This is a genomic window from Methanoregula sp. (assembly GCF_035543475.1).
In the GTDB taxonomy this organism is placed as follows: Archaea; Halobacteriota; Methanomicrobia; order Methanomicrobiales; family Methanospirillaceae; genus Methanoregula.
This window is the reverse complement of sequence record NZ_DATKKA010000022.1, coordinates 13,198-36,934: the sequence shown is the minus strand read 5'-3', so window position 1 is coordinate 36,934 and position 23,737 is coordinate 13,198. Positions and strand designations below refer to the sequence as shown.

The following is a 23,737-nucleotide window of genomic DNA, read 5'->3' as shown; positions in this document are numbered from 1 at the left end:
ATGATCGCCTGTTTTTTTGTCAGATCGTATCCATCGGGTTATTTTTGAGAATTTCAACCGCTTGTTCGAGGATTGCCTGGCCTTCGGCAACGGTTTCAAAACTATCGGTAGTGATTCCTGACTGGATTGCCGACATTGCAGTCGTGACGAATGACATAAGGGTAACACCGGGCGATCCAAAGCACTGCCCGGAATCAATGTTGCAGGTGTCTTTCACGTACTTCCGTGCTTCCTTCATTACAGAATTATAATCCATGTGGATGCCCCTCCAAAAGAAGGGAGTTCCTCCGTATGCTCATTGGTTCTTTCTCCTCGTATGGACGACACCATAGATAATACCGATAATGACTGCAGCAATGAGGGACACATACACAGGATTGGAAATGATTCCCTGGAGGCCGGTAAGGTTTTCCACGGTGATGGGGACCTTCACAGGGTCAGAGATGTAGGTGTCACCGAGGGCATTGTTGTACCGGATCTCGGAATCAAGGCCGTACTGCTTGAGGGTTGCACCCTGCGCAACACTGATCTCGTAGGAGGCAACCGCAGTCTGTCCCGGGGCAAGTTCGCCGATATACGCGATAGTGGAAGAACTGGTGAAGGGGGCGACCACGCTGACCCGGGCCTCGGCGCTGTAGATGGTACTATCCCCGGTGTTTTCATATTCGACCTGGATCGTGTGTGTGCTGCCCGGGCTCATCGTGACCGGGGGTGTGAGGATTGCAAACGTCACCCTGTTTCCGACAGGTACTCCAGTTGTCTTTGTCTGGGATGAGACAAAGTCGCCGTCTGCATTCTGGTAGAGTACGGTTACATCCACCGGGTAGGTCTTGTTCCCGGCATCCTTTGCCACTGCGACCTTGTATTGGCACGAAACCGTACTTCCTGCAGGGAAGTCGCCGATGTACACGCTGCTGTCCACAGGGCTGACCGGGCTGTCGTCATGCTGTGTGATCTGGACCGTTGCCTTTGTACCGTCAAGCGACCCGGTGTTGGCAATCGTGAGGTTCACGTAACCTTCGCCACCCGCGACCAGGTTGTCCGAAGTAGCCGAAACAATCTCTGGTATCACGTCGGATTTAATGACCAGCGGCACGGAAAGCGTCAGGTTCACCGGTACGTAATAATACCGGAATGTGTCCATGCCATACTGGTCAACGTACGAGAACTGCGTGTAGTTGAGGATGAGCGGAAGGGAGTACGTACCTCCCGGTGCACTCTCGTTGACCTTTGCGGAAAATATTACCGTCTGCTGTCCCTGGCTTGCAATGTCACCGATCATCTGCGGATCTGTTTTAATGGTGACCGGTGCATTGCCTGCACTCATCGCTACTGTCACGAATTTCGCAGTTGTGGGGACATCTGCCCGGTCCATGATATCCGGGGATACTTCATAATTTGTGTTGATCTCCGTGTTTTTAATTACCACCGGGATCTGGATCTCGCTTCCCGCGGTAAACTCATCTGTGCCGGCAATGTATGCCGTCAGGTTCGGGCTTCCTTCAAAGAACCGGGTGCCTGCCTGGACCGGTACAATGAGAAGGATCGCGGTCACGACAAGGAGGATGACTGCAACCCGGCTTTTTTGAGTAAATGTGAAATTCATTTTTCCACCTCACTTTTTCTTTCTGGTGCGAATGATTGCGTACCCAACGGCAAGCACTGCCGCGATCACAATCCCTATAACCCCCACTATCAGGACAAGCGGGGAGGCGGGAGGCCGGGGAGCCACCGTGACGTTAGCCGTAAAGATGTCGGAGACCCTGCTGTTGTCGAGGTCGTCGCGGTACCTGATCTCGGTGTTTAAGGGATAGTTCCCGGGTGCAGCGTCACCGGCTGAGGAAATGGCGTACCGGGCATTCACGGTCCCGCCGGGAGGAATATCGCCAAGGTAGGCAAGTGAGTCCGGGCCCGAAAGCGGACCATAGAGTATCAGCCGTGCCTCAGCATCATGCGCCGTGATCGTACCGGTGTTTTTGTACGTGATGTTGACCACGGTATCCGAGCCCTGGGTGATCACACCCGGGGGAGAGACCACGGCAAAGGTAAGCTTGCCGGCCACCGGGATACCCACGGTATCGGTCGCGGAGGTCACGATGTTACCGTCCGAGTTGGTGTAGGTCACTTCCACATCGACCGGGTAGGTCTGCTGCTGTGCATTATTGGAAACGGAGACCTTGTAGAGACAGGTGACGATCCCGTTTCGCGGGAAGTCCCCGACATACACGCTGTCATCGGTCGGGATTATGGCACTGTCACCGTGCTGCAAGATCTTTACCGTCGCTGCGGTCCCGTCCTGGTACCCGGTATTTTCGAGGGTCAGATTGATGTACCCCTCAGTCCCCACGGCAAGATCCGTGGCCTGTGCACCGAGTACGCTGGTATGGACCACCGGCTGGATCATTACCGTGAGCGGGATTGTCACGTTCACGGGTGTGTACACAGACTGGACCTCGTCGCTTGCAGGCTGTTTTGCGAGACTGTTGGACAGGTACGAGTACTGTACTTCAAGCGGGAGTGTGTAGGATCCCATATCTGCATCCGAGGTGATCTTGGCCGAAAAGCTTACGGTGGTGACGCCGGGACTGGGGATATCACCCAGCGCCTGCGTACCGGTCGTGATGTTGATCGGTGCTCCGCCCGATGAGAGGGCCGCCGTGACCAGTTTTGCGGTGGTGGGCAGGTCTGTCTGCGGCAGCGTGCCCTGATCGGTGAACATCACCGCGTTTGTTCCGCTGTTCCGGATCACCACCGTGATGGTGGCGTCCTCGCCGGGGGAGAAATCGTTTGTCCCGGCTATGTAGGCAGTTACCTGGGGAGCACCCCCCAGGTACTTTTCCTGTCCCAGTACCGGCATCACGCAGAGAACCGCGGCAAGGAGCAGGACCGCACAGGTTGTGTAATTTTTCATGCTATTGACCTCTGTAATGTTTTTCTTTTTCCTTAGTCCGGACTCTTCGTTACCGCAAGCATCTCCGGAGCGGTTTGTTGCTGGTGTTTTCTCTTTTCAAGCCATTCGGAGAACTTACCCATCAGGGAGAGCACGGCAGGCATCACAAAGATCGCCCCGAAGAGCGAGAAGCCGACGGCAATCAGGGTACAGATCCCAAAGTTGCTGATGATGGGGAAACTGGAAAGGCAGAGCGCCGAAAACCCAAAGAAGGTTGCAAGGCCGGAAACGGTAATGGCAGACCCGATCCTGCTGACGCTCTCCTGGATAGCGGCTACCGGGTCATGGAGCCGTTCCTCCTCCTCGCTATACCGTTCCATCACAAGGATGGTGTATTCGGCTGCAACACCGATGGTCATGGAAGCGAGGGTCGCGGTCATCGGTGTGTAGGCGATGCCAAGAACATACATCACCACCGAGTTCCAGCCGACAATAAAGATGATGGGGATGAGGGGGGAGACCGCGTGGATGTGCCGGTATACCAGCAGGAGGTACACGAAGATGAAGGCAAATCCCAGGTATGTCATCTCGTCCTTGGACGCGACAAGCGATGAGATAACCGTAGTAAATACCTCGAAATCGCCTACCGGGCTCAGGGTGATTCCCGGCGGGGGATCAAGGAACGTTATGTCGTTCTGGAGCTGGTTTTTTAGGTCCTGCTGCTGGGGTATCTGGAGATTCGTTGTTGTGAATACGATAAGGCCTCGCGTGGATCCACTGAGGAACTGGTCTTTGATACCCTGGGGAATTTTTTCCAGTGCCGCGTCGACCTGACTCTGGGTCTGGGGCATGGTACCTCCGTTATAGGCTATAATATAGGTCACAATGGAGGTCGCCGAGGTAATGTGGGACTGGTGCGATAGTTCGTAATCCTGGAAGGTTTTCATCCATTGGATAGTATCGAGATCGGTAACCCGGGCACCCTGGATATAATAATCCGCAGTTACCGTTGAGCCAAGGATGTTTGTGACGGTATCCAGGTCAATTTTTGCCGGCAGTGTGCTGGGAACAAAGTCTTTCTGGTCTGCATTGATGGGGATGAGCGGGTCGATCTGGAATCCGATGACGGCAATAACTAACCCGATCAGAAGGATGGGAACCGGATTTTTCGCGATCTTCACCGCACTATCGGTAAGAAACTGGCTGTAGGACCAGGATTTTTTCTTGGATTTAGCAGGCGGCAGGTACTCGCAGGCATCTTCCCCGACCCCATAACAAACCGCAGGAACCTGGGCTTTGGGTTTGTAGTGGATCACGAGGGCAAGGGCCGGGAGCCCCACAAGGGAGATGGCGTAACAGCTCATGATGCCGATCATCGCAACAAGGCCAAAGGAACGGATCATGGGTACGGTTGAGACAAACATCGCGGCAAAACCGAGGGATGTAGCAAGCATTGCGTACATCACGGCAGGGCCGGTACGGGTGATGGTCATGTACACCGCATCTTCAAGCGATCCTTTGCGGGCCTCTTCGTCTAGGCGGGCATGGAACTGGATTGCGTAATCGATCCCAAGGCCGATCATCACCGGGAATGCCCCGAGTACGGCAAGGGTCAGCTGGATGCCGGCAAGGCCCATGATCCCCATTGCGGTGGTAAGGCCCAGTCCTACAAAGAGGACCGGGAGGAACCGGTGGCTGACGTACGAGAAGAGCAGGCCCATCATGATTACCATCAGGATCATTGCAGCACCGATGAGCACACCCATCTGGGAACCCATCGTTGCCTCCAGCTGGGCATGAAATGCCGGCATCCCGGATATTGAAATGCCTAACCCGGGTGGCGGGTTCGACTGTTCAACCACCTGCTGGACTGTGTCAAGGACTGTTGTCTGGGTGAGTTTTGCCGAGATCCCGCTATCGGGCTCCACTTCCATGAGGACCAGGACATTTGAGGGCAGGTAAATTTCCCTGGCAGATGGCGGGAGCTGGCTTATCAGCGCATCGATCTCACCCTTGTTCTGGGGCAGGACCCCGTGGTTCTCCTGTTTTAAGATATCGACGATACTTGAGACACCGGAAATGTAGCGCTGCTGCCGGATATCCCCTTCCAGCCGGTCCATGTAGTTGAGCACGGCCGGGCTCGTTGGGTCGCTGGTCTTGATAATCAGGACAAATATGTCCTTGTTGATCGTTTCTGTGTAGTGATTATTGGTGATGCCCTCCGGCGATGTTTTGTCTATGTACACATTGTTGCTGGTGTCCATGGTGATCATGGTCATGCCATAGAGGGCAATGACAAAGAGCACACCAATGGCTGCGATTATCAGCTTGGGATGGCGGTTGACCGTACGGCCGATGGCGGAAAAGATCTGATCGATCATGATTGCTCCTTTCTTTTAACGGAGAATCTCCCGGGATTTACCTCGGCTTGAACCATTTGAGGTAGGCACCGTATCCGGCAGCTGCAAGCATGGCAAGGATAATCACCATAAGGGCAGGAATGCCGATGACGCTGAGCGGATTTACCGGTGCGACCACCTGGACGTTTGCCTTGAGCGGATCGGAGGTGAACTGGTTATCGAGGGCATCGCGGTAGAGGACCTCGGCATCCATGCCATATTCCTTTATGGTGGCATCGGAATCGGTCGTAACCTCAAACGAGGCGGTCCGGGTCTCGCCCGGGGCGAGTGTGCCCAAAAATGACGTGTCATCGTTGCAGGTGAAGGGAACGATTGCGCTGATCCGGGCTTCGGCATTATACGCTGTTGTACCACCGATATTCTGCACCTGGTAGGTCAGGACTTTCTTTCCCCCGGGAGTAACCGACACATCCTCAGGTGTCAGGGAAAATTTTACCTTTCCTCCGACGGGGACTCCCACTGTCTCAACGGGCGAGTCCACGTAGTCGCCTTCGTAGTTTTTGTAATAGACAAGTACATCCAGCGGGTAGGTCTTCTGCTGTGCATCACTGGATACCTGGACCCGGAACGAACAATCGGCAACCGCACCAACCGGGAAGTCCCCGATATAACTGCTGCCTTCGGTAGGCACAAGCGGGCTCTGTCCGCTCTGCATGACCTGGACTACTGCGTTCTGGCCGTCGTCCGACCCCACGTTCTTTACGGTCAGGTTGACATACCCCTCGATGCCGGCGTTGAGGTTATCGGCATGCACGCCGGAAACCGCGATCTCGATCTGGGGTTTTATATGGATCGGGACGAGGATGGTCTGGTTGATGCTCTTGTACTGGTAGTTTAAGGTCTCGCTACCCTCCTGGTTGGCCTGGTACAGGTAGGTGTAATTCAGGATTACCGGTATCTGGTAAACCCCGGCCGGGGCATATTTGTTGACCGTAATGTGGAATGCTGCCGTGGCGCTCTGGCTTGCAGGCAGGTCTCCTGCGATCTGCGGGTCTGCCTTGACCACCAGCGGTGCATCCCCGGCGCCCAGCGTCACTGTCAGCTGCTTGGCCGTGCTCGAGAGATCACCTGGGCTTATGATCCCCGACTTGACAATCATAAACTGGTTGAGGCCCGTGTTCTCTACCTCAACCGGGAGACTGACATCGTCACCCGGGGAAAATTCGTTTGTTCCCACGATATGAGCCGAGAGCTCCGGGTTGCCTGCCATTACCTGTTCTCCTGCTGAAACCGGGGAAACTGCGATCAGGAGGAATACTGCCAGAGCCGCACATACGAGCCAGAGGAGGCCGAAAGAACTCTCCGAACAATCCTTAAAGCCTTTCAATAACGCCTGTTTTTTGTACGCTCTGCAATAATTTCCCTTAGGTTCGCCCTTGCGCAAAACCGCTGAATATACCATTAAGCCATCACTTCCGTTTTTTTGCTTTTTTCAACCTGATGCATCCGGCATGACCTGATCCTTTTGTACGGGGTTCTTCCCCGCTCGTTCTTGCACCAGCCATGCGGGAGGATGATAGGTATAATGTATCTTTGTTCAAATAATTAAACCTTTGTTCAATTTAAAAACACAAATACAATTTATTGGATTTGGTTTAATTAAACAAACACAAAGTGAATATAGTTGGAACAGGATACAGTTACGGGATCATGCCCAGAATCAATACGGAATACCGGGACGAGGCCAAAAAGAAGATTATTGCCGCTGCGATGGATATCGCGGCTACCGAAGGGTGGCATGCGGTAACGCTTGAATCCATTGCGCAGAAGATCGGGGTGACCAAGGGAGCATTTTATTCCTATTTTGAGAACAGTAATGCATTAACCCAGGAAGTGATCGTGACCATTATCAGAGAACACCAGGGCCACCAGATTTCTGCATTTGCCCGGACCACCGATATCAACATTGCACTTGATCATGCGGCAAATGATCTTTTCATTAAACCCAAACGATACATCCCGCTCTACATCCAGACGATTATAACCTGCATGCCCCAGGAGGCGGAATTCCGGAAGGAAATTTTTTCCCTTATCGATGAAAGTGTGGCCCGGTTTGCAGAAGCACTTCTCCGGTTCCAGAAGTCAGGGCAGATCCCCGGAGACGTGGACCTTGCTTCAGCAGTCCGGGGAATCTATGCAATGAACCTGGGTCTTGATATCATGATGTACGTGCTGGGTGGTGGGGATCCGGAGACTGCAAAGAAGATCTGGATTGCGCATTCCAAAGAGATCTTACACATCACCATGTAGATAAGGTACCAGAATAGTTTTTTTTTGTTTGTCCCCGGACGTACCGTTCCGGCTATGTGGCGTCCGGTAACGGGTAGGAAAAAGCCGGTAAAATAAATCTCTCTGCAGGGATCAACACGAACAAAGCCCGGAACTGCGCCCGGCTGCGGGACAGGAACGAAAAAACCGGAGGGGGATGAATCATCCATTTGCTCATGGGATCTTATGGAAGAATTTTTGTTTTACCCGTCCTTTATAAAAAAAAGTGTTACTTTTTTAAGATGCCGGAAAGTACCTGGTCCATGATTGCCCCGCTGCGGTCCTTGAGCCCAAACCCGACGATGATTGCGATTGCGGCACCAAGGCCAAGGCCAATGCCCCACGCAATCGGGGTAACAAATGTGTAGATAATAGTGAGGTCGAGTTCCAGCTGCGAGAGGGCGAGAATTGCCGTGACAAAATACAAAAAGACCCGGAGAAGGACCAGGACCGGCCTGATAAACTCGACATCCTTTTGGGCATAATACCTGGTAAGGAAATCGATAAATGCATCAATTATGAGGAAACCGGCAGCCAGGATGATAACAAAGACAACCACATGCGGGATGTAATTGACAATCTCCATCATCAGCCGGGACAGGTAATCCAGGTTCAGGATATTAACTGCTGCAAGAAGCGCTATCAGGTATACCACGAAACGGACCGTGATATCGCCGATATACCCAAGCGTCAGCCCGGCACTTTTCATAGAGCCGCGGATCGAGGCAAGGTCTGCCCCTTCTTTCACGATATGTTGTTCACCGATCTTGTCCAGAATTATCCGGGCAGCCTTGCCCAGGAGACGGCCGACAATCCAGCCGAGAATGAGGACGACCAGTGCACCCAGGATGCCCGGGACATACGTCGCCAGATTCTGATAAGTACCACTAAATAGTGTATCCATTACAGGAGCCATTGTTGTTATAACCTCCATGATTAACTGCAGAACAGGGTTCTTTCCTTTTGTTTCGCGAGTGAACCCTTCAGGTTCATCCTCTTTTTTTGTTTTCCCGGGTAAATCCTGTTGCGTGTTAACGTACTTTTGTGTGCCTTTTACCTTTTCATCTAAAACCGTATCGCGAAAAGCGGGTTGGAGTGTTTTTCTGTGGGGGATAATTTTTGCTTTTCGCGAATTCCGGTCAGGTTAAAGTCATTTGCGGATAATTGCCCTCTGACCCGGCACCTGATGATGCCTGAGAGGGTTAGAGTTTATCATCAGATCTGGTTTGTGTCCGGGTTTTTGGGCATATCCGCGGGACTGGCACCACTGTCCCAGAATACTATACCTACTTTTACTATATCAAAATATCTGTCAATTTACTAAACGAAAGTTAAATTAAGTGAAACGTTGTATATGTAATAGAGGCTACCGCAGGTAGCAGACAGACATGCCACGAATTAATGCCGAATACCACCGTGACGCAAAAAGAAAAATTATTACTGCGACGCTTGATATCGCCCGCGAGAGCGGCTGGAATGCGGTGACACTGGAGGCGGTTGCGCGAAGGGTAGGCGTAACTAAAGCCGCACTGTACACCTATTTTGAGAACAGCAGTTCCCTGAATGAAGAGGCCACCTTCGAACTTATCCGGAAACTCTGGGGGCGTATTCTCGCTGACACTAAAAAAGAGAACGTCGGGATCCGCGAATCGGTTGGACATATCGCTGAGATCCTTTTTACCCGTGTCGATCCCGTTGCCCCGCTCTTTTTACAGGCGCTGTCGGCAATCATCCGGGATAAGCAGTTCCGCGAGCAGGTATACCGGCAGTATGACGAAGTGCTTCTTGCACTCTCAGAAAAACTCCTACAGCGACAAAGATCCGGAGAGATCTCAACAAAAGTCGATGTGTACGGAGCACTCCGTGCTATTAACGGATTAACGCTGGGTCTTGCATTTATCTATATCCTGTCGGAGGAAGATCCGCAGGAAGCAAGAGTGATCTGGATAGACTCGGTGGAACGCATCCTGCAGTTACAGCATTATTCTTCTGATGAATATGGTAGTTAAAACAACACTCTTTCTCCAACAGGCGTTACGGAAAACGGACTACGTCTTCTTTGATGTTATTGTCACGGATTACCATTCCAAAGACTCGGCAGGTATCGGTCTTCTTCAACAAGTGCGAAAGAAAAGAAGAATGACGCCATTTGTTTTCTTCACCCGGGAACAGAACCGGGACAGAGAAGAAGAGGTCAAACGGTACGGTCATGTGGCAGTTGTGCCAAAACCAAAGATATCCGTTTCGGGTTTTGACGATCCTGAGAAAACAATACGGGCAATAATACTGACCACTGGTTTGGGGAATACAGTCCGGCAAAAGGATTTGTTCTCTTCAATGCAGGGAGGACCGCCATGATGACATCGGTTCTTTATGTCGATGACGAACCCGCCCTGCTTGAGATTGGTAAACTTTTTCTCGAACGAAACGGGGAGTTCACTGTTGACACCATTCTCTCTGCTCCCGCAGCTCTTACCCAACTGAATTCAAAGAACTACGACGCTATCGTCTCCGACTATCAGATGCCGGGTATGGATGGTATTGAATTTTTAAAGAGGGTAAGATCTTCAGGGGATACCGTCCCGTTTATCCTTTTTACCGGACGAGGACGTGAAGAGATTGTCATCCAGGCTCTCAATGAAGGGGCGGATTTCTATCTCCAGAAAGGCGGAGAAGCGACACCGCAGTTCACCGAGCTCGCACACCAGATCCGCGTGGCAGTACAGAAACGTCAGGCTGATGCGAGTATCCGGGATCATAAACGCCGGGAAGCAGATATCCTCAATTTCCTGCCGGATGCTATCGGTGCAATCGATATCCATGGTGTGGTCATTGCATGGAACAGGGCGATGGAGAAGATGACTGGCGTCAGGGCAGCTGAAATCCTTGGAAAAGGTGACTATGAATATGCACTACCTTTTTACCATGAACGACGACCGACTCTCGTCGACCAGGTTCTCCGTGAAGATCCGGATCTTGAAACAAAATACCCGTTACTGGAAAGGGACGGGCAAATCCTGATTGCCGAAGCAACATTCGCCTCGGTTTATGACGGCAGGGAGGCAATGATAAAGTTTACTGCCACTCCCCTGTATAACAGCGAGGGCATAATAATAGGAGCTATTGAATCTGTCCGGGACATAACCCGGCGGAAACGGGCAGAGATGGAACTGGGCAGGAGACATGAAGAACTGAATGCAGCGTTTAACCAGCTCAGCGCTCAGGAGAAGAACCTTGAGCAACAGATGAACGATCTTACTACAACCCGGTTAGCGTTGCAGGAAAGCGAGGAGAAGTATCGAGTCCTCATAGAAAACGCCACGGAATGCATAATTATCGAACAAGGAGAGTATCTAAAATTCGTAAACCAAAGAGCCATGGAGGTCACCGGATATTCTCAAGAGGAACTTCTCTCCCGCCCATTTTACGAGTTTATCCACCCGGACGATCGCGCCATGATCGCAGCCAGGTACCAGCACGGGCTTTGCGGGGACATGCTCGGTGTGGATACTTTCCGTCATGTCAGGAAGGATGGTGTGGTACGGTATATGGAAATCCGCACAGTTCCGATCTTATGGCATGGTGCTCCGGCAGCGCTGAATTTAATCATGGATAATACCGAACAAAAAAAGGCAGAAGAGGAACTCCGGGAAAGCCAGGTTAATCTCACGGAGGCGATGGACCTGGCTCACATGGCGAGCTGGGAATATGATAACCAGACCGGGATGTTTATCTTTGATGATCGGTTCTACACGCTGTATGGCACTACGGCAGAGCGTGAAGGCGGCTACCGGATGCCGGCAGACGTCTATTTCCGGGAATTTATTCACCCAAATGATCGTGACCGGATAATCAAAGAAACAGGACAAAAGAGGTTAACATCCGACCCGCACCTTGTGTCACAGGTGGAACACCGGATTATTCGCAGGGATGGCGAGATCCGGCGCATGGTTGTATGCACCGAGAGCATCAGGGATAGTAAAGGTCATGTCATCAAAATCCATGGTGTAAACCAGGACGTCACCGATCGGATACAAACACAAAAATCTTTGGAGATGGCGAAAAAGAAATTAAATCTCCTGAACTACGTGACGTTCAACGATATCGAGACGCAGGTATTTGTCTTGTCTGGCTATCAACATCTTGCAAAAAAAGCGGCCGCGGAAACGCCGACCATAGGTATTATCGAGAAAGAGGAAGATATTGTCCAGAATATTTTCCACTCCCTGAAATTCGCCCGGAGTTACCAGGATCTCGGGTTCAAGCCGCCACAATGGCAAAATGTTAATCACGTGTTCCTTCTTGCAATCTCCCACCTGGATTTTCTGAAAATGAAGCACATGGTTATGCTGAATAATCTGGAGATCCTTGCCGATCCCATGCTGGAACTGGTTTTCCAGATCTTCGCGGATAACACCCTCACCCACGGGAAAACGGCAAAGCAGGTAACGTTGAGGTACAGTGAAGGGCCGGAATCCATCACATTGTTCTTCGAAGATGATGGCGTGGGAATTCCAGAGGATAACAAAGAAGAAATATTCTCTCCCCATTTCCAGAAAAAGAAAGCTGTTGGTCTGTTCCTTGCCCGCGAAATCCTCGAGATTACCGGGATAACCATTGCAGAAACCGGTGAACCAGGGAAAGGAGCACGATTCGAGATGAATGTGCCAAAAGACGCATATCGATTCCAGGAAAAGAAATAATATTTCCGGGTTCTGTTGCATTGTCGGGACTTTTAAACAGTCAACAGTGATGTATCACCACGATATCATTTTCATTAAGACCCGTAGATGCAACAGCACCCACCGTAGAGTATTTTTAATGGTGATGCATCAGGTATGCAACGAGGATGATCAGTGCTGCAAGTAACAGGAAACCAACAAAAACCAGAATGGTCCGTACCCAGATTTGGCGGGTGGTAAGCACTCCACCACCGGCTATTGCCTCGGGATCCGAAGGAAATTGCGAGAGATCGAGATCCGCATAATTATCAAGATCTTTCCGGAAGGCGCTCGCAGACCGGTAACGTTCATCGGGATCGCGGCGTATTGATTTCAGTATCACAGCCTCGACTCCGGCAGGGATTGAGGGCTCGTGTCTGCGGGGAGAAACCGGGACTCCCGTCAGGTGCTGGTTCATGACCGCAAGAGCATTGTCTCCTTCAAAGGGCAGGGTTCCGGTCAGCATTTCATAAACGATCATCCCGAGTGCATACACATCGGTACGTACATCTCCCCGTTTTCCCTGGATCTGCTCAGGCGCCATATAATCCGGTGTTCCAAAGGCATTCGACGCCCATCTCCAGGTTACGCGGCGGGAACCTTCGAGCAGCGCACTCCCGAAATCAAGGATATGGATCCTGCCATCAGGCCCGACAATAATATTCTCCGGTTTGAGATCCCGGTGACAGACACCATGCGAATGCATATAATCGATCGCATCCGCGAGCTGGTCGGCAAGAGAAAGTCCTTCACTGAGGGGGAGGGGTGCTTTTTCACTGATGTACGTGCGGAGGGACGGGCCTTCGACATATTCCATGACGAGGAAAACGGAATCCGGCCCTTCCATAAAGCTGATTGCCCGCGGAATTGCGGGATGGTCCAGTTTCTGCCCGATAGCGACTTCCCGGCGGAAACGTTCGTACGTTGCCTGGTCCCCAAGCAGGGATACATCGGGAAATTTCAGGATCACCAGTGTGCCGTCAGGGTCATATGCCTTGTAGATCTGGCTGAAACCGCCCTGGCCAAGTAATCCTATGATCTTATAATCGCAGACCCTCTCACCTGCTTTAAGCATCGCCGGCACCTTACCAAACTGTATAGGACTATCAGAATTTTCCTTTAGTGCTTTATTTCATTAAGTCTGTTGCAGATCCTGAATTTCATTTCCAGACTTCATCAGTCCGGACCTTGGCCATCAGGTCGAGCGGCCAGACAAAGATCTTCCCGTCACCAAAATTCCCCGTCCTTCCTGCAGCCCGGACGATCGCGATGATTGGATCGACATCTTCGTCATTGACAGCCATCTGAATCATGATCTTGGGGAGGGTGTCCACTTCCACCATTGCCCCCCGGTATTCAAGTGTGATGCCCTTCTGTTCTCCCCTTCCGGTGATCTCCATAATACTCATGGCGATGAAGCCTTTCTCTTCGAGCGCCTTTTTTACGCTGTCCAGCTTCTCGGACCGGATTATTGCCTGAATCATCTTCATGAAGTTCCCTCCTTTGTTGTACGAACATTTATTTTTTGATTTTTTCTCGTTCTAACCCCTCTGGTGGTGTTGATTTATATAATATTATTGACAGGTGGTGCTGCTGTGTTTACGGTTGATCACCTATTCTTCATCTCGTTAATTTTATCAAATCCACGTCAATGCAACAGCACCTTATACCAGCGCTCTGTCGCCCTGTTCCCCGTTTCTCACCCGGATCGCGCTGATCATGGGGCAGACAAAGATCGCTCCGTCACCATGGTGCCCGGTGTAGTTTGTTGCAATAAGCGTCGCGATGATTGGCCTGACATCGCTGTCGTTTGCCACAATGACAAGCATTCTTTGTGGCCGGAACCCGGGTTCTCTCTCATTTTCGGCCGGCCTACTAACAGGGTCTGCCGGCACAGGTACATCCTCCGGCAGCTTGAGTGGGTGCTTGCCAACGTACTGATGGTACTCCGCCCCGGGGAGCCGGGATTCGATCCTTCCACTCCGCTCGCCTCTTCCCGTAACATGCAAGAACGTAATCCCGGTTACGCCAAGCTTCTCAAGCTTGGATTTGGTCTCTTCCACTTTCTCATTTCTGATGATGGCGATGATCTTTTTCATAGGGAATTACTGGTCTTTACCGGAAGACCCGGAGCGCTCCTGCGTTTTTCAGCCGTCCGGATCGTGTACGCGTCCTCAACATAGGTCACAAAGATCTTTCCATCACCAACGGCCCCGAGACCGGGATTCTCTTTTTGCCAGGTTTTTGCCATGGTACTGATGATTTTTACGGCATGTGCGACATCGATGTCCGGGAGCACAAGCATGAGCATCTCTTTTGGGATCTCCGAATAATTTACATGCCCTGCCATAATTCCTATTTCAGCACCATGACCGGTGACATGGAGGCGTGTCATCGCTGAGATGCCGGTCTTCTCCAGTGCATCGATCACTTTTTGCGAATATTCCGGCCGGATAATCGCCCAGATCATCTTCATGGGAACATCACTCGTCCGTTCAGGTTACCTCCAGGCTTTTGTCTCCTCGTTGCCGGGCTGTAATGTCGCGAATCATGGGTAGCCCTGGATCTCCGTTTCTTATCTGATGGAGGGGGGTTGCGTTTGCCAGTCATACTATACAGATTACCCTTTTCCAAGGAGCGTCCGCCATGTAAACGGAATGCCTGCTTGTTTTCCGACAATGTCTATATGGAACATGATACCGGTGATGTTATCCGGTGCTCCCCGGCCAAGTGCAAACCGGACCAGTTTTTCACATCCGCTGCTGATGTTGTCCTCCTGCAGGGCGGATCGGATCTCCTCATCGGTGAGTTCCGACCACAATCCGTCGCTGCAGAGGAGGTAGGTATCACCTGGCCGTACCTGCTGGCGGGTACTATCGGATTTCATGAACGGATCCCCGCCAACGGAACGGGTAAGCTGGTGCCGGCCTGGGTGCCCTGCAGCCTGTTTGGCAGAGATCATGTGGAGCTGGAGCATATCGCTTGCCATAGTGTGGTCTCGGGTCAGCACATCGAGCTGTCCATCCCTCATCCGGTAAAGCCGGCAGTCCCCGACATGGCCGATCACCAGGGAATCGTTTTCCAGTATGGCAATCGTTAATGTTGTCTGCATTTTCTCGAATAATTCCGGATCAGTCTGGGCGACGCAGAAAATTTTCTGGTTTGCCTTCTGCATTGCCCGGCTGATAATACTGTCCGCAGCTCCCCCATGCCAGGCATGGAATTCCTCTTTTACTGCTTTGATGGCCATCCTGCTTGCAATTGCTCCGCCCCGGTGTCCGCCAAGGCCGTCGGCGACAGCAAAGATATACCTTGAAGCCGATTCGGTGTCCGTCTTTCCTTCGACAACATGGGTAACCCAGTGGGCATCTTCGTTCTGCGATCGTGTAAGACCCTGGTGGGTGATGGCCCGCCATGTCACAATTACCCCGACCAGATTTGGCGCCCTACCTGCAGGCACGATTATGGAATTTTCTCCCATTACAATCACCTGATTCCAGCAACGATGAAACGATAAGAATGCCGGGTCCTGTAGCCTGTTTATCGGGCAGTCATCCCGGACCATTTTCGTTTCTTACTGCCTCCCGGCCGTTTGTTTGTTTTTCATCACCTGCGTCAATGGTTACGCGTCGTCAGTCTCCAGTCCTGTTACCTGTGGCATATGTCCGGTCATGACCGGGCGGCCCTGTTTTCTGGTGTTACTGATAAACCAGGCCGCTCCCGCTACCAGCCAGACTATGACCATGGCAATCGCTATCAGGGCGTCTGTCGCCGAACTGCCTCCGGAACTGATACCAAGCCAGACTACCGCACCGAGCATAATGAAGTTTGCGAGGAAACCGAGCAACGGTACTATCCGGTGTTTCAGGAGACTGGCGTCCGGGCGGTGGAAGAAGGCCCAGAGTGCGATGAGGTTTGTCAGGCCGTAGAGAAGGAACGTGCCGGTATTGGAGGCGAGCGTAATCTGGGTCAGGTTATCCACGTTGAGTACGCCGTACGCTCCAAGGACCGCCGATACGCCAACAAGGATCCAGATGCCATAGTGTGGCGTGTCATAGGTGCCATGAAGGATCCCAAGCAGGGTGGGCATCTCTTTGTCTTTGCCCATGGCATATGTAATCCGGACGCCGGTATTGAGGCAGGCAAGGGTTGTCCCTATTAATGCAAGGACAACCGTCGCAGCCATGATCAACACCAGCGCAAATCCGGTGCCGCCGAGCATCTGGTCTCCAATTACACGGATCATATCCCCAATGGGGGCGCCGGATGCTGCTGCTGCAGTATAGCCCGAGATTGCTGCCCCGGTAGGATCGGTTCCGGTCAGCTGCGGGCCAACGAAGTAATTAGCAGCAAAGTATTCGAAAAGGTAGGCAAATGCTCCCTGTATGATAAGAGAGAGAAGGATCGCTTTTTTGATATCCTGTTTCGGTCTGAGCGCTTCAGAACCCAGCGATGTCACCGATTCGAACCCTACCAGCAGTAAAATTGCGATGGTTGACTGGAACAGCAGGTTCGTGAAATTGTGCGGCATGAGGATTGTTGAAATTGACTGGGCATACGCCAGGTTCGGGTGGGTCTGGCGATACAGTATTGCAAGTATTGAGAACGCGATAAGAGCCGCCAACTGGATTGTGTTGATAACGATCGCAGTCGTGGTCGAACCGGTAATCCCGCGGTACGCAATATAGCCATTAAGAACGGCAAATATCACGGCAACGAGGATCTGCTCCGGCACCGAGAGTGCGATTCCAAAGAGGCCGAAGATATACACAATCAGGATTGCCGAAAAGGCCACCATGATACCGGGATAAATCCAGTAGTACAAATGCGATATCCAGCCTACGAGAAATTTGACGATCCGTGCCCATTTACGATGGCCCTCTTTTTCTTTTTCAAGAAATGAGGCTTCCGCGTAATAATACGATGATCCGGAACCGGCTTTGGGATAGATATTTGCCAGTTCTGCGTACGAGATAGCTGTCAAAAACGCGAGAACGAGCGCGGCCAAAAGACCGGTCCACATTTCGCCTGCTGTCGTTACACCGCCGTTGGTCTGCGCTGCCTGCACCTGGAACGTGGTCCAGAGAAAAGCCCCCGGCGCTATCAGCGCCATGGCATTGACCAGGAGCGAGGTCAGGTTCAGCGTACGTTTCATTGTTCCCGTTTTGGGAGCAGTTGTCTGATTTCCTTCCGGTGATTGTGTCATCCTAATTTTCCCCCCTTGACAAAGCAAAGATTTTCAATGGAAACAGTTAGTCAATGGCTTTTCATGAGGGGAGAAAACAATCGCCCGCTCTGAGTTACCATGGAAGGTACATTCCTTCCATGCATTATAAATATTTCTATTACAATATCTTTGTACGCATGCATTGAGATTAAACCAGATATATGCAGGAATTATCAGGTTCAGAGCTTCAATTTCATCAGGATCTAACTATCAGCCAGTTTGACAAAATCGGTTCCTACATACAGAGATTGTAACAGGATCCCGTGGACGGGATCCAAGGAAAAAGGATTTATGATAAAAATAATGACCTGGATAACGGATCATCTTGTTTACCTGGTATTTGTCATCGGGGCATTCTCCCTTCTTTTTCCAGGGCCAGGTTCCCTGTTAGGATGGATTGTTACGCCACTCCTGGCGCTGATGGTCCTTTCTGTCAGCATGACCATCAATGCCAGGGATTTAATCCAGGCGAGCCGGTATCCACTGATTATTATCTGGAGCGTAATCCTGCAATTCGTGGTTATGGCGCTTTTCTCGATACTGCTTGGAAAAATATTTTTCTCCGACATGCCGGATTTGAACTCCGGGCAAATACTTCTGGGGGCACTCCCGGCTGATATCTCCGCTCCCCTCATGATCTCTCTTGTGGGGGGCAATACGGCGTTGGGTATGGCGATGCTGGTAACTGCCATGGTCCTGACGCCCTTCGTCCTGCCCAATGTGCTCACGTTGTTTGGCGGTGTAACACTGCAGGTTCCAACCGTGTACCTGGAAGCTGAATTGGTGGGAATTATCATAATTCCCCTGGTTCTCGGTCTTCTCTTAAACCACTACTCAGCAAGAGTCCGGGAAAAAAGGGATGCATGGCCGGGTTTTGCCGCCCTGTGTTATATCCTGCTCCTGTTTGTGGTTGTATCATCCAACGCTGTGTCCATCATCTCATTAAAAGAATTTGCAATCGTGATCATTCTCGTGGAATTATCACTGAATCTCTTCGGGTATGGTCTTGCCTGCCTGACAAAGATGGTTTTCAAACAGGCGAAGGAGACATTTCTGCCTCTCCTGTTTATCGCCAGCACCAAGGAGTTTGGGATCGCTCCAGCCGCGGTGGATACGATGGAATTACCTCATGCTGTCATCATACCCTCGGCGTTTTATGCAGTTATTCAGATGATATCATCGCCCGTGATGGTAAAAATAGTAAAACGTCTGGAACCGGCTGAAACCATCGAGGAGAAGTGCTCCAGCACGTGAAGCAGCCTGGCAGAAATCCACTGAATCTGAAATTTTTATTCTTCCCCATCAGATTCACCAGACTCTTTTACAGGAGTACACGCAATCACCATGAGACAACGAAGCAGATCAGTTTGTATCTGCGCAAATCATGGCAGTACTACTCCCCTGCCGGGCATTGGTTTTTGCGGCGCGTGGCTGTACTGATCGTAAATCCTGCTCCACCCCTGCTCTTTTTTTCCCGTCGATATGGTTAAATTTATATTTAGTAGTTCGCACATTCTTTCCATAAGACTTTTATAACAATAAATGGCACGCAGCTAATGTGAATGCTTTCGAGACCCTCAAAAGCATCTCATGATGAAGGTGGATTCCATTGGGGCGTCGTCAGCTCTTTGGTCGATGATCAAAAAAGAGATCAAACCAGCCGTAGTAATGTTTCTTTTACTCACGATTCTCGTGGGCATTGTTTACCCTCTGGTTGTAACAGGTATTGCTCAGGTGATCTTCCCCGCACAGGCAAACGGGGATCTTATCGTTCATGATGGAAATGTTGCGGGATCTTCTCTCATAGGCCAGCCCTTTTCTTCGCCGGGTTATTTCTGGGGAAGACTCTCGGCAACCACGCCGGTGCCGTATAATGCCGAAGCATCTGGTGGTTCTAACCTGGGCCCGCAGAACCCGGCGCTTATTACCGAGGTCCAGGGCCGGATCGATGCGCTCCATGCAGCCGATCCTGACAACACACAGCCCATACCGGTTGATCTTGTAACTTCGTCCGGGAGCGGCCTGGACCCTGATATCAGCCCGGCTGCGGCCTATTACCAAGTCCCCCGGGTGGCACGGGTACGTAACCTCTCCGAAGGGGACGTTTCCGCCCTTGTTCTGGCCAACACGAAAAACCCGGTGATTGGGATCTTTGGTGAGCCTTCGGTAAATGTCCTCAACCTCAACCTGGCACTCGATGACCTCAGTGCCGGTAAAATCTCTGTAACTCCTGTTGCAATCCCCTCAGATCATCCCATCGCTACCTTCTTTGGGGTGAGCGTAAATGACTGGGCATTCTTGGTCCTGATTGGCGTAATCCTCGCCCTGCTCCTGGTCCCGGCGGGAGAGTTCATGTTCCGGGTCTACACGGGGAAAAAGACATTCCTCTCGCCCCTGTTTGTGCCGGTGGAAGCATGGATCCTTCAGCGGTGCGGTGCCGGGAGCAACGAAGAGATGGACTGGAAACAGTTTGCCGTTGCATTGATGCTCTTTTCCATCATCGGGATTGCATTTCTCTTCTTCCTTCAGGAGGTCCAGCAGTTCCTCCCGCTCAACCCCCTGGGGGTCACGGCGGTGCCCTGGGATCTCTCTCTCAACACCGCAGTAAGCTTCGCAACAAACACCAACTGGCAGTTCTATGTCCCCGAGACCACAGTCAGCTACCTGACCCAGATGCTTGGGATGACCGTCCAGAACTTCATGTCTGCTGCGGTAGGCATGGTGGTGCTGATCGCGTTTATCTACGGTTTCTCCCGCAGGTCGTCACAGACCATCGGGAACTTCTGGGTGCTGCTCCTCCGCAGCATCTGGATCCTTCTTCCTATCAGCTTTGTCATTGCTCTTATCCTTGTCTCTCAGGGCACTCCCCAGACCCTTGGCGGGCCGGTGACCGTTCCCCTCCTTCATGCGATAAACGATTCTAGTGGCAACATTATTTCCACGCAGGCGATCTCCCTTGGGCCGGCAGCGTCACAAATTGCCATAAAAATGTTGGGGACAAACGGAGGTGGGTTCTTCAACGCCAATTCGGCGCATCCTTTTGAAAACCCTAATTGGTTTACTGACCTTGTTGAGATGGTGGCGTTCTTTTTGATCCCGGTCTCGCTCTGTTTCATGTTCGGGAAGATGCTTGGGTCGCTCAAGAAGGGTATGGCCATCCTGATTGCAATGACCATCCTTTTTGTCCCGCTCCTTGGCCTGGCTATCGCGTCGGAGATCGGCGGCAACCCTGCCTTTGCACCGCTTGGGATTAGCCAGGCCCCCTCCCTTCTCCAGTCGGGAGGGAACATGGAGGGAAAGGAGGTGCGTTTCGGGCCGGTCCAGTCTGCAGTCTTCTCAGTAATGACCACGGTCACCAGCTGCGGTGCGGTCAACTCAATGCATGATTCATTCATGCCTTTGGGCGGCCTTGTCCAGATCTTTGACATTCAGCTGGGCGAGATCGTGTTTGGCGGGGTCGGCTCCGGGCTGTACTGCATGCTTGTTTTTGTCATCATCGCTATGTTTATTGCGGGGCTGATGGTGGGCAGGACACCCGAGCTGTACGGCAAGAAGATCGAACCATACGAGATGAAACTCTCCACCATCCACATTCTCATCCCGATCTTTTTGATCCTGATCGGGACGGCGATCGCGGTATCGATAAGCGTGGGAACATCGATGACAGCCAACCCGGGACCGCACGGCTTCTCCGAGATCCTGTATGCATTTTCTTCGACATCCCAGAACAACGGCAGTGCTTTTGCCGGGCTGTCATCGGATACGTTCTATAACCTTGCAACCGCATTCTGCATGTTTATCGGGCGCTATGCCATTGCCATCATCACGCTTGCATTGGCCGGGGCTTTTGTGACAAAGAAGATCGTGCCGGCGAGCGAAGGAACACTGCAGGACCACCGGCCGCTCTTTATCATCTGGGTGGTTTTTACCATCCTCATCATTGGGGCGCTCAGCTTTCTGCCCGCGCTCTCCCTGGGACCCATCGTGGAATTTCTGATCCAGCTGGGAAGAGGTGTTATCCATGTCTGAACATTCAGGTCCGAAAGTCCCGGCAGCGGACCAGTACGCACTCTACCGGCGTGCAATTATCGATTCGTTCATTAAACTCGACCCGAGGACGCTGTACCACAACGTGGTGATGTTTACCGTTGAGATCGGCAGTGTGCTCACCACCCTGCTCTGGATCCAGGCGCTCCTGGGGCACGGAGAGGCACCGGCCGGGTTCATCGGGGCAGTTTCAATCTGGCTTTGGTTTACGGTCCTCTTTGCAAACTTTGCCGAAGCGCTCGCGGAAGGCAGAGGCAAGGCACAGGCTGATGCTCTGCGCAAGATGCGGCAGGATACTGCGGGTAAGAAATTACATCCCGGCTACAGAGTCGAAAAGGGAAAAGAGCCAGGACCATCAGATTATACGGTCGTTTCCTCGTCTACCCTGCACAAAAATGATGTCTTCTATGTCAAAGCCGGTGATACGATCCCGGTGGACGGCGAAGTGATTGAAGGCATCGCATCCATCAACGAGAGTGCAATCACTGGCGAAAGTGCACCGGTCATACGTGAATCCGGCGGTGATCGCAGTGCAGTCACGGGAGGCACCGCGATACTCTCGGACTGGCTGGTTGTCAGGGTGAGCGCGGACCCCGGTGAAGGCTTCCTCGATCGCATGATCTGCCTTATCGAAGGGGCCAAACGGCAGAAGACCCCCAACGAGATCGCGCTCAATATTCTCCTTGTCGGGCTGACCGCCATATTTGTTGTCGTGTCCGCGACCCTCTATGCATTCTCGGCCTACAGTGTCCAGTCGGCCGGGGCCGGGACTACGGTCACTATCACGGTCCTAGTTGCCCTCTTTGTCTGCCTTGCACCGACTACTATTGGCGGGCTCCTCTCTGCGATCGGCATTGCGGGTATGGACCGGCTTATCCGCAGGAACGTGATTACGACTTCCGGTAGAGCCATCGAGGCTGCGGGGGATGTCGATGTCCTGCTCCTGGATAAGACCGGGACCATCACGCTCGGGAACCGGCAGGCCGTGGAATTCATCCCGGTGGACGGGATGGAAATTACGGATCTTGCGGAAAATGCCCAGCTTGCCTCGCTTGCTGATGAAACGCCCGAGGGCCGCAGTATTGTGGTGCTCGCCAAAGAGAAGTACGGCCTCCGTGGCAGGACCGTGGGAGAGACAAAAACCGGTTCCGAGATGGAGTTCATCCCGTTTACCAGCCAGACCCGGATGAGCGGTGTCGATTATGGGGATATTCGTGTCCGGAAGGGTGCAGCCGATGCGATGTATGCTTACATCAGGACAAGCGGCGAGACGGTATCAGAGAATCTGAAGCTGGCGGTGGATACGATCTCACGGGCCGGAGGAACGCCGCTCGTTGTCGCGAAAAACGGGAAAGCCATCGGTGTTATCCATTTGAAGGATATTGTGAAAGGCGGAATAAAGGAACGATTTAGCCAGCTGCGGAAGATGGGTATCAAAACGGTGATGATCACGGGAGACAACCATCTCACTGCAGCAACCATTGCCGCAGAAGCTGGTGTCGATGATTTCCTTGCTGAAGCAACCCCCGAAAGCAAACTGAAGCTGATCCGTGAATACCAGACCGGCGGGAGGATGGTGGCCATGACCGGTGACGGGACGAATGACGCCCCGGCGCTTGCGCAGGCAGATGTCGCGGTCGCCATGAACACCGGAACCCAGCCGGCCCGGGAAGCGGCAAACATGGTCGATCTCGATTCCAACCCCACAAAACTGATCGATATTGTCGAGATTGGAAAGCAGCTCCTCATGACCCGGGGGGCACTGACCACGTTCTCTATTGCGAACGATATTGCAAAATATTTCGCCATCATCCCGGTTGCATTTGCCTCAACCTACCCGGCCCTTGGGGCCATGAACATCCTTGGGCTCCATAATGGCATCCTGTCAGCAGTCATCTTCAATGCAATCATTATCGTCATTCTCATTCCGTTGGCTCTCCATGGCGTGAAGTACCGGGCGATGTCTGCAGAGGACTCCCTGCGGAACAATATTCTCATCTACGGGGTCGGTGGGCTTATCGCCCCGTTCATCGGCATAAAAATTATCGATATGCTGCTGATGTTTATGGGGGTGTGAAGGTTTCGTATGTCTGTTCCTTACGGATACCGGCAGACCCATAATTCTCTTTTTGGGTTCTGTTGCATCTGCAAAACCCGCATTACC

At 52.1% G+C, this 23,737-nt stretch carries 19 protein-coding genes; 7 read left to right on the top strand and 12 right to left on the bottom strand.

Translation table 11 applies throughout. The features are described from left to right. Nucleotides 1–19: 19 nt before the first annotated feature. Genes VMS83_RS07200 through VMS83_RS07180 form a run of 5 tightly spaced genes read right to left on the bottom strand, consistent with a single transcriptional unit; the run spans nucleotide 20 to nucleotide 6,520 of the window. Nucleotides 20–256: a hypothetical protein gene (locus tag VMS83_RS07200; RefSeq protein ID WP_325411300.1), complete on the bottom strand. Its 237-nt coding sequence runs from the start codon at nucleotides 254–256 to the stop codon at nucleotides 20–22. A 39-nt stretch (nucleotides 257–295) separates the two neighbouring features. After that, the gene (locus VMS83_RS07195) at nucleotides 296–1,606 is read right to left on the bottom strand and encodes an S-layer protein (RefSeq protein WP_325411298.1); all 1,311 of its coding nucleotides are present in this window, start codon (nucleotides 1,604–1,606) and stop codon (nucleotides 296–298) included. Between the two features lie 9 nt (nucleotides 1,607–1,615). After that, nucleotides 1,616–2,911 carry an S-layer protein gene (locus VMS83_RS07190; protein WP_325411296.1) on the bottom strand — a complete coding sequence of 432 codons (1,296 nt, stop codon included), beginning with the start codon at nucleotides 2,909–2,911 and terminating at the stop codon, nucleotides 1,616–1,618. A gap of 32 nt (nucleotides 2,912–2,943) precedes the next feature. Further along, a complete protein-coding gene (locus VMS83_RS07185) occupies nucleotides 2,944–5,271 on the bottom strand; it encodes a hydrophobe/amphiphile efflux-3 (HAE3) family transporter (protein WP_325411294.1) in 2,328 nt (775 codons plus the stop codon). 37 nt (nucleotides 5,272–5,308) lie between these two features. Next, complete coding sequence (locus VMS83_RS07180; protein WP_325411292.1) at nucleotides 5,309–6,520, bottom strand: S-layer protein; 1,212 nt, start codon at nucleotides 6,518–6,520, stop codon at nucleotides 5,309–5,311. Between the two features lie 440 nt (nucleotides 6,521–6,960). Between VMS83_RS07180 and VMS83_RS07175 the strand changes: the two genes are divergently transcribed. Further along, on the top strand, nucleotides 6,961–7,560 hold the full coding sequence (locus tag VMS83_RS07175; RefSeq protein ID WP_325411290.1) for a TetR/AcrR family transcriptional regulator: 600 nt from the start codon (nucleotides 6,961–6,963) through the stop codon (nucleotides 7,558–7,560). 247 nt (nucleotides 7,561–7,807) lie between these two features. On the opposite strand, the gene VMS83_RS07170 is transcribed toward VMS83_RS07175, so the two are convergent. After that, nucleotides 7,808–8,494 (bottom strand): mechanosensitive ion channel family protein, encoded by a 687-nt coding sequence (locus VMS83_RS07170; protein ID WP_325411288.1) that lies wholly within the window; start codon nucleotides 8,492–8,494, stop codon nucleotides 7,808–7,810. A gap of 472 nt (nucleotides 8,495–8,966) precedes the next feature. On the opposite strand from VMS83_RS07170, the gene VMS83_RS07165 reads away from it, so the two are divergent. The 3 genes from VMS83_RS07165 to VMS83_RS07155 are packed head-to-tail and all read left to right on the top strand — an operon-like array spanning nucleotide 8,967 to nucleotide 12,281. Further along, nucleotides 8,967–9,587, top strand: a complete 621-nt coding sequence (locus VMS83_RS07165; RefSeq protein ID WP_325411286.1) for a TetR/AcrR family transcriptional regulator — start codon at nucleotides 8,967–8,969, stop codon at nucleotides 9,585–9,587. Beyond that, nucleotides 9,577–9,936, top strand: coding sequence for a response regulator (locus VMS83_RS07160; protein WP_325411285.1), 360 nt, complete (start codon nucleotides 9,577–9,579; stop codon nucleotides 9,934–9,936). The genes VMS83_RS07165 and VMS83_RS07160 overlap by 11 nt, the downstream gene beginning before the upstream one ends. Next, complete coding sequence (locus VMS83_RS07155; RefSeq protein ID WP_325411284.1) at nucleotides 9,933–12,281, top strand: PAS domain S-box protein; 2,349 nt, start codon at nucleotides 9,933–9,935, stop codon at nucleotides 12,279–12,281. The genes VMS83_RS07160 and VMS83_RS07155 overlap by 4 nt, the downstream gene beginning before the upstream one ends. Before the next feature lie 115 nt (nucleotides 12,282–12,396). Here the strand turns inward: VMS83_RS07155 and VMS83_RS07150 are convergent, their stop codons facing one another. From VMS83_RS07150 to VMS83_RS07125, 6 genes are all read right to left on the bottom strand, one after another. Then, entirely contained in the window at nucleotides 12,397–13,374 is a 978-nt protein-coding gene (locus tag VMS83_RS07150; RefSeq protein ID WP_325411282.1) for a serine/threonine-protein kinase, read from the bottom strand. A gap of 85 nt (nucleotides 13,375–13,459) precedes the next feature. Next, nucleotides 13,460–13,789: a P-II family nitrogen regulator gene (locus VMS83_RS07145; protein ID WP_325411280.1), complete on the bottom strand. Its 330-nt coding sequence runs from the start codon at nucleotides 13,787–13,789 to the stop codon at nucleotides 13,460–13,462. Nucleotides 13,790–13,963: 174 nt separating this feature from the next. Further along, a complete protein-coding gene (locus tag VMS83_RS07140; protein WP_325411278.1) occupies nucleotides 13,964–14,398 on the bottom strand; it encodes a P-II family nitrogen regulator in 435 nt (144 codons plus the stop codon). Further along, nucleotides 14,395–14,775 (bottom strand): P-II family nitrogen regulator, encoded by a 381-nt coding sequence (locus VMS83_RS07135; RefSeq protein ID WP_325411276.1) that lies wholly within the window; start codon nucleotides 14,773–14,775, stop codon nucleotides 14,395–14,397. The genes VMS83_RS07140 and VMS83_RS07135 overlap by 4 nt, the downstream gene beginning before the upstream one ends. Before the next feature lie 144 nt (nucleotides 14,776–14,919). Continuing rightward, nucleotides 14,920–15,780, bottom strand: coding sequence for a PP2C family protein-serine/threonine phosphatase (locus VMS83_RS07130; RefSeq protein WP_325411274.1), 861 nt, complete (start codon nucleotides 15,778–15,780; stop codon nucleotides 14,920–14,922). A 141-nt stretch (nucleotides 15,781–15,921) separates the two neighbouring features. Beyond that, nucleotides 15,922–17,454: an APC family permease gene (locus VMS83_RS07125; RefSeq protein ID WP_325411272.1), complete on the bottom strand. Its 1,533-nt coding sequence runs from the start codon at nucleotides 17,452–17,454 to the stop codon at nucleotides 15,922–15,924. A gap of 291 nt (nucleotides 17,455–17,745) precedes the next feature. On the opposite strand from VMS83_RS07125, the gene VMS83_RS07120 reads away from it, so the two are divergent. From VMS83_RS07120 to kdpB, 3 genes are all read left to right on the top strand, one after another. Then, entirely contained in the window at nucleotides 17,746–18,780 is a 1,035-nt protein-coding gene (locus VMS83_RS07120; protein WP_325411270.1) for a bile acid:sodium symporter, read from the top strand. 336 nt (nucleotides 18,781–19,116) lie between these two features. Continuing rightward, a complete protein-coding gene (kdpA, locus tag VMS83_RS07115) occupies nucleotides 19,117–21,555 on the top strand; it encodes a potassium-transporting ATPase subunit KdpA (RefSeq protein WP_325411268.1) in 2,439 nt (812 codons plus the stop codon). Continuing rightward, nucleotides 21,548–23,650 (top strand): potassium-transporting ATPase subunit KdpB, encoded by a 2,103-nt coding sequence (kdpB, locus tag VMS83_RS07110; RefSeq protein WP_325411266.1) that lies wholly within the window; start codon nucleotides 21,548–21,550, stop codon nucleotides 23,648–23,650. Before kdpA ends, kdpB begins: the two co-directional genes overlap by 8 nt. Nucleotides 23,651–23,737: the final 87 nt, after the last annotated feature.

Excerpts from the sequence above, each read along its gene's own strand:
- kdpB (WP_325411266.1), top strand. The coding sequence starts at position 21,548 with ATGTCTGAACATTCAGGTCCGAAAGTCCCGGCAGCGGACCAGTACGCA.
- VMS83_RS07195 (WP_325411298.1), bottom strand. The coding sequence starts at position 1,606 with ATGAATTTCACATTTACTCAAAAAAGCCGGGTTGCAGTCATCCTCCTT.
- VMS83_RS07175 (WP_325411290.1), top strand. The coding sequence starts at position 6,961 with ATGCCCAGAATCAATACGGAATACCGGGACGAGGCCAAAAAGAAGATT.
- VMS83_RS07125 (WP_325411272.1), bottom strand. The coding sequence starts at position 17,454 with ATGAAACGTACGCTGAACCTGACCTCGCTCCTGGTCAATGCCATGGCG.
- VMS83_RS07165 (WP_325411286.1), top strand. The coding sequence starts at position 8,967 with ATGCCACGAATTAATGCCGAATACCACCGTGACGCAAAAAGAAAAATT.
- VMS83_RS07190 (WP_325411296.1), bottom strand. The coding sequence starts at position 2,911 with ATGAAAAATTACACAACCTGTGCGGTCCTGCTCCTTGCCGCGGTTCTC.
- VMS83_RS07155 (WP_325411284.1), top strand. The coding sequence starts at position 9,933 with ATGATGACATCGGTTCTTTATGTCGATGACGAACCCGCCCTGCTTGAG.
- VMS83_RS07140 (WP_325411278.1), bottom strand. The coding sequence starts at position 14,398 with ATGAAAAAGATCATCGCCATCATCAGAAATGAGAAAGTGGAAGAGACC.
- kdpA (WP_325411268.1), top strand. The coding sequence starts at position 19,117 with ATGATGAAGGTGGATTCCATTGGGGCGTCGTCAGCTCTTTGGTCGATG.
- VMS83_RS07180 (WP_325411292.1), bottom strand. The coding sequence starts at position 6,520 with ATGGCAGGCAACCCGGAGCTCTCGGCTCATATCGTGGGAACAAACGAA.
- VMS83_RS07130 (WP_325411274.1), bottom strand. The coding sequence starts at position 15,780 with ATGGGAGAAAATTCCATAATCGTGCCTGCAGGTAGGGCGCCAAATCTG.
- VMS83_RS07160 (WP_325411285.1), top strand. The coding sequence starts at position 9,577 with ATGGTAGTTAAAACAACACTCTTTCTCCAACAGGCGTTACGGAAAACG.
- VMS83_RS07185 (WP_325411294.1), bottom strand. The coding sequence starts at position 5,271 with ATGATCGATCAGATCTTTTCCGCCATCGGCCGTACGGTCAACCGCCAT.
- VMS83_RS07170 (WP_325411288.1), bottom strand. The coding sequence starts at position 8,494 with ATGGCTCCTGTAATGGATACACTATTTAGTGGTACTTATCAGAATCTG.
- VMS83_RS07145 (WP_325411280.1), bottom strand. The coding sequence starts at position 13,789 with ATGAAGATGATTCAGGCAATAATCCGGTCCGAGAAGCTGGACAGCGTA.
- VMS83_RS07135 (WP_325411276.1), bottom strand. The coding sequence starts at position 14,775 with ATGAAGATGATCTGGGCGATTATCCGGCCGGAATATTCGCAAAAAGTG.
- VMS83_RS07150 (WP_325411282.1), bottom strand. The coding sequence starts at position 13,374 with ATGCTTAAAGCAGGTGAGAGGGTCTGCGATTATAAGATCATAGGATTA.
- VMS83_RS07200 (WP_325411300.1), bottom strand. The coding sequence starts at position 256 with ATGGATTATAATTCTGTAATGAAGGAAGCACGGAAGTACGTGAAAGAC.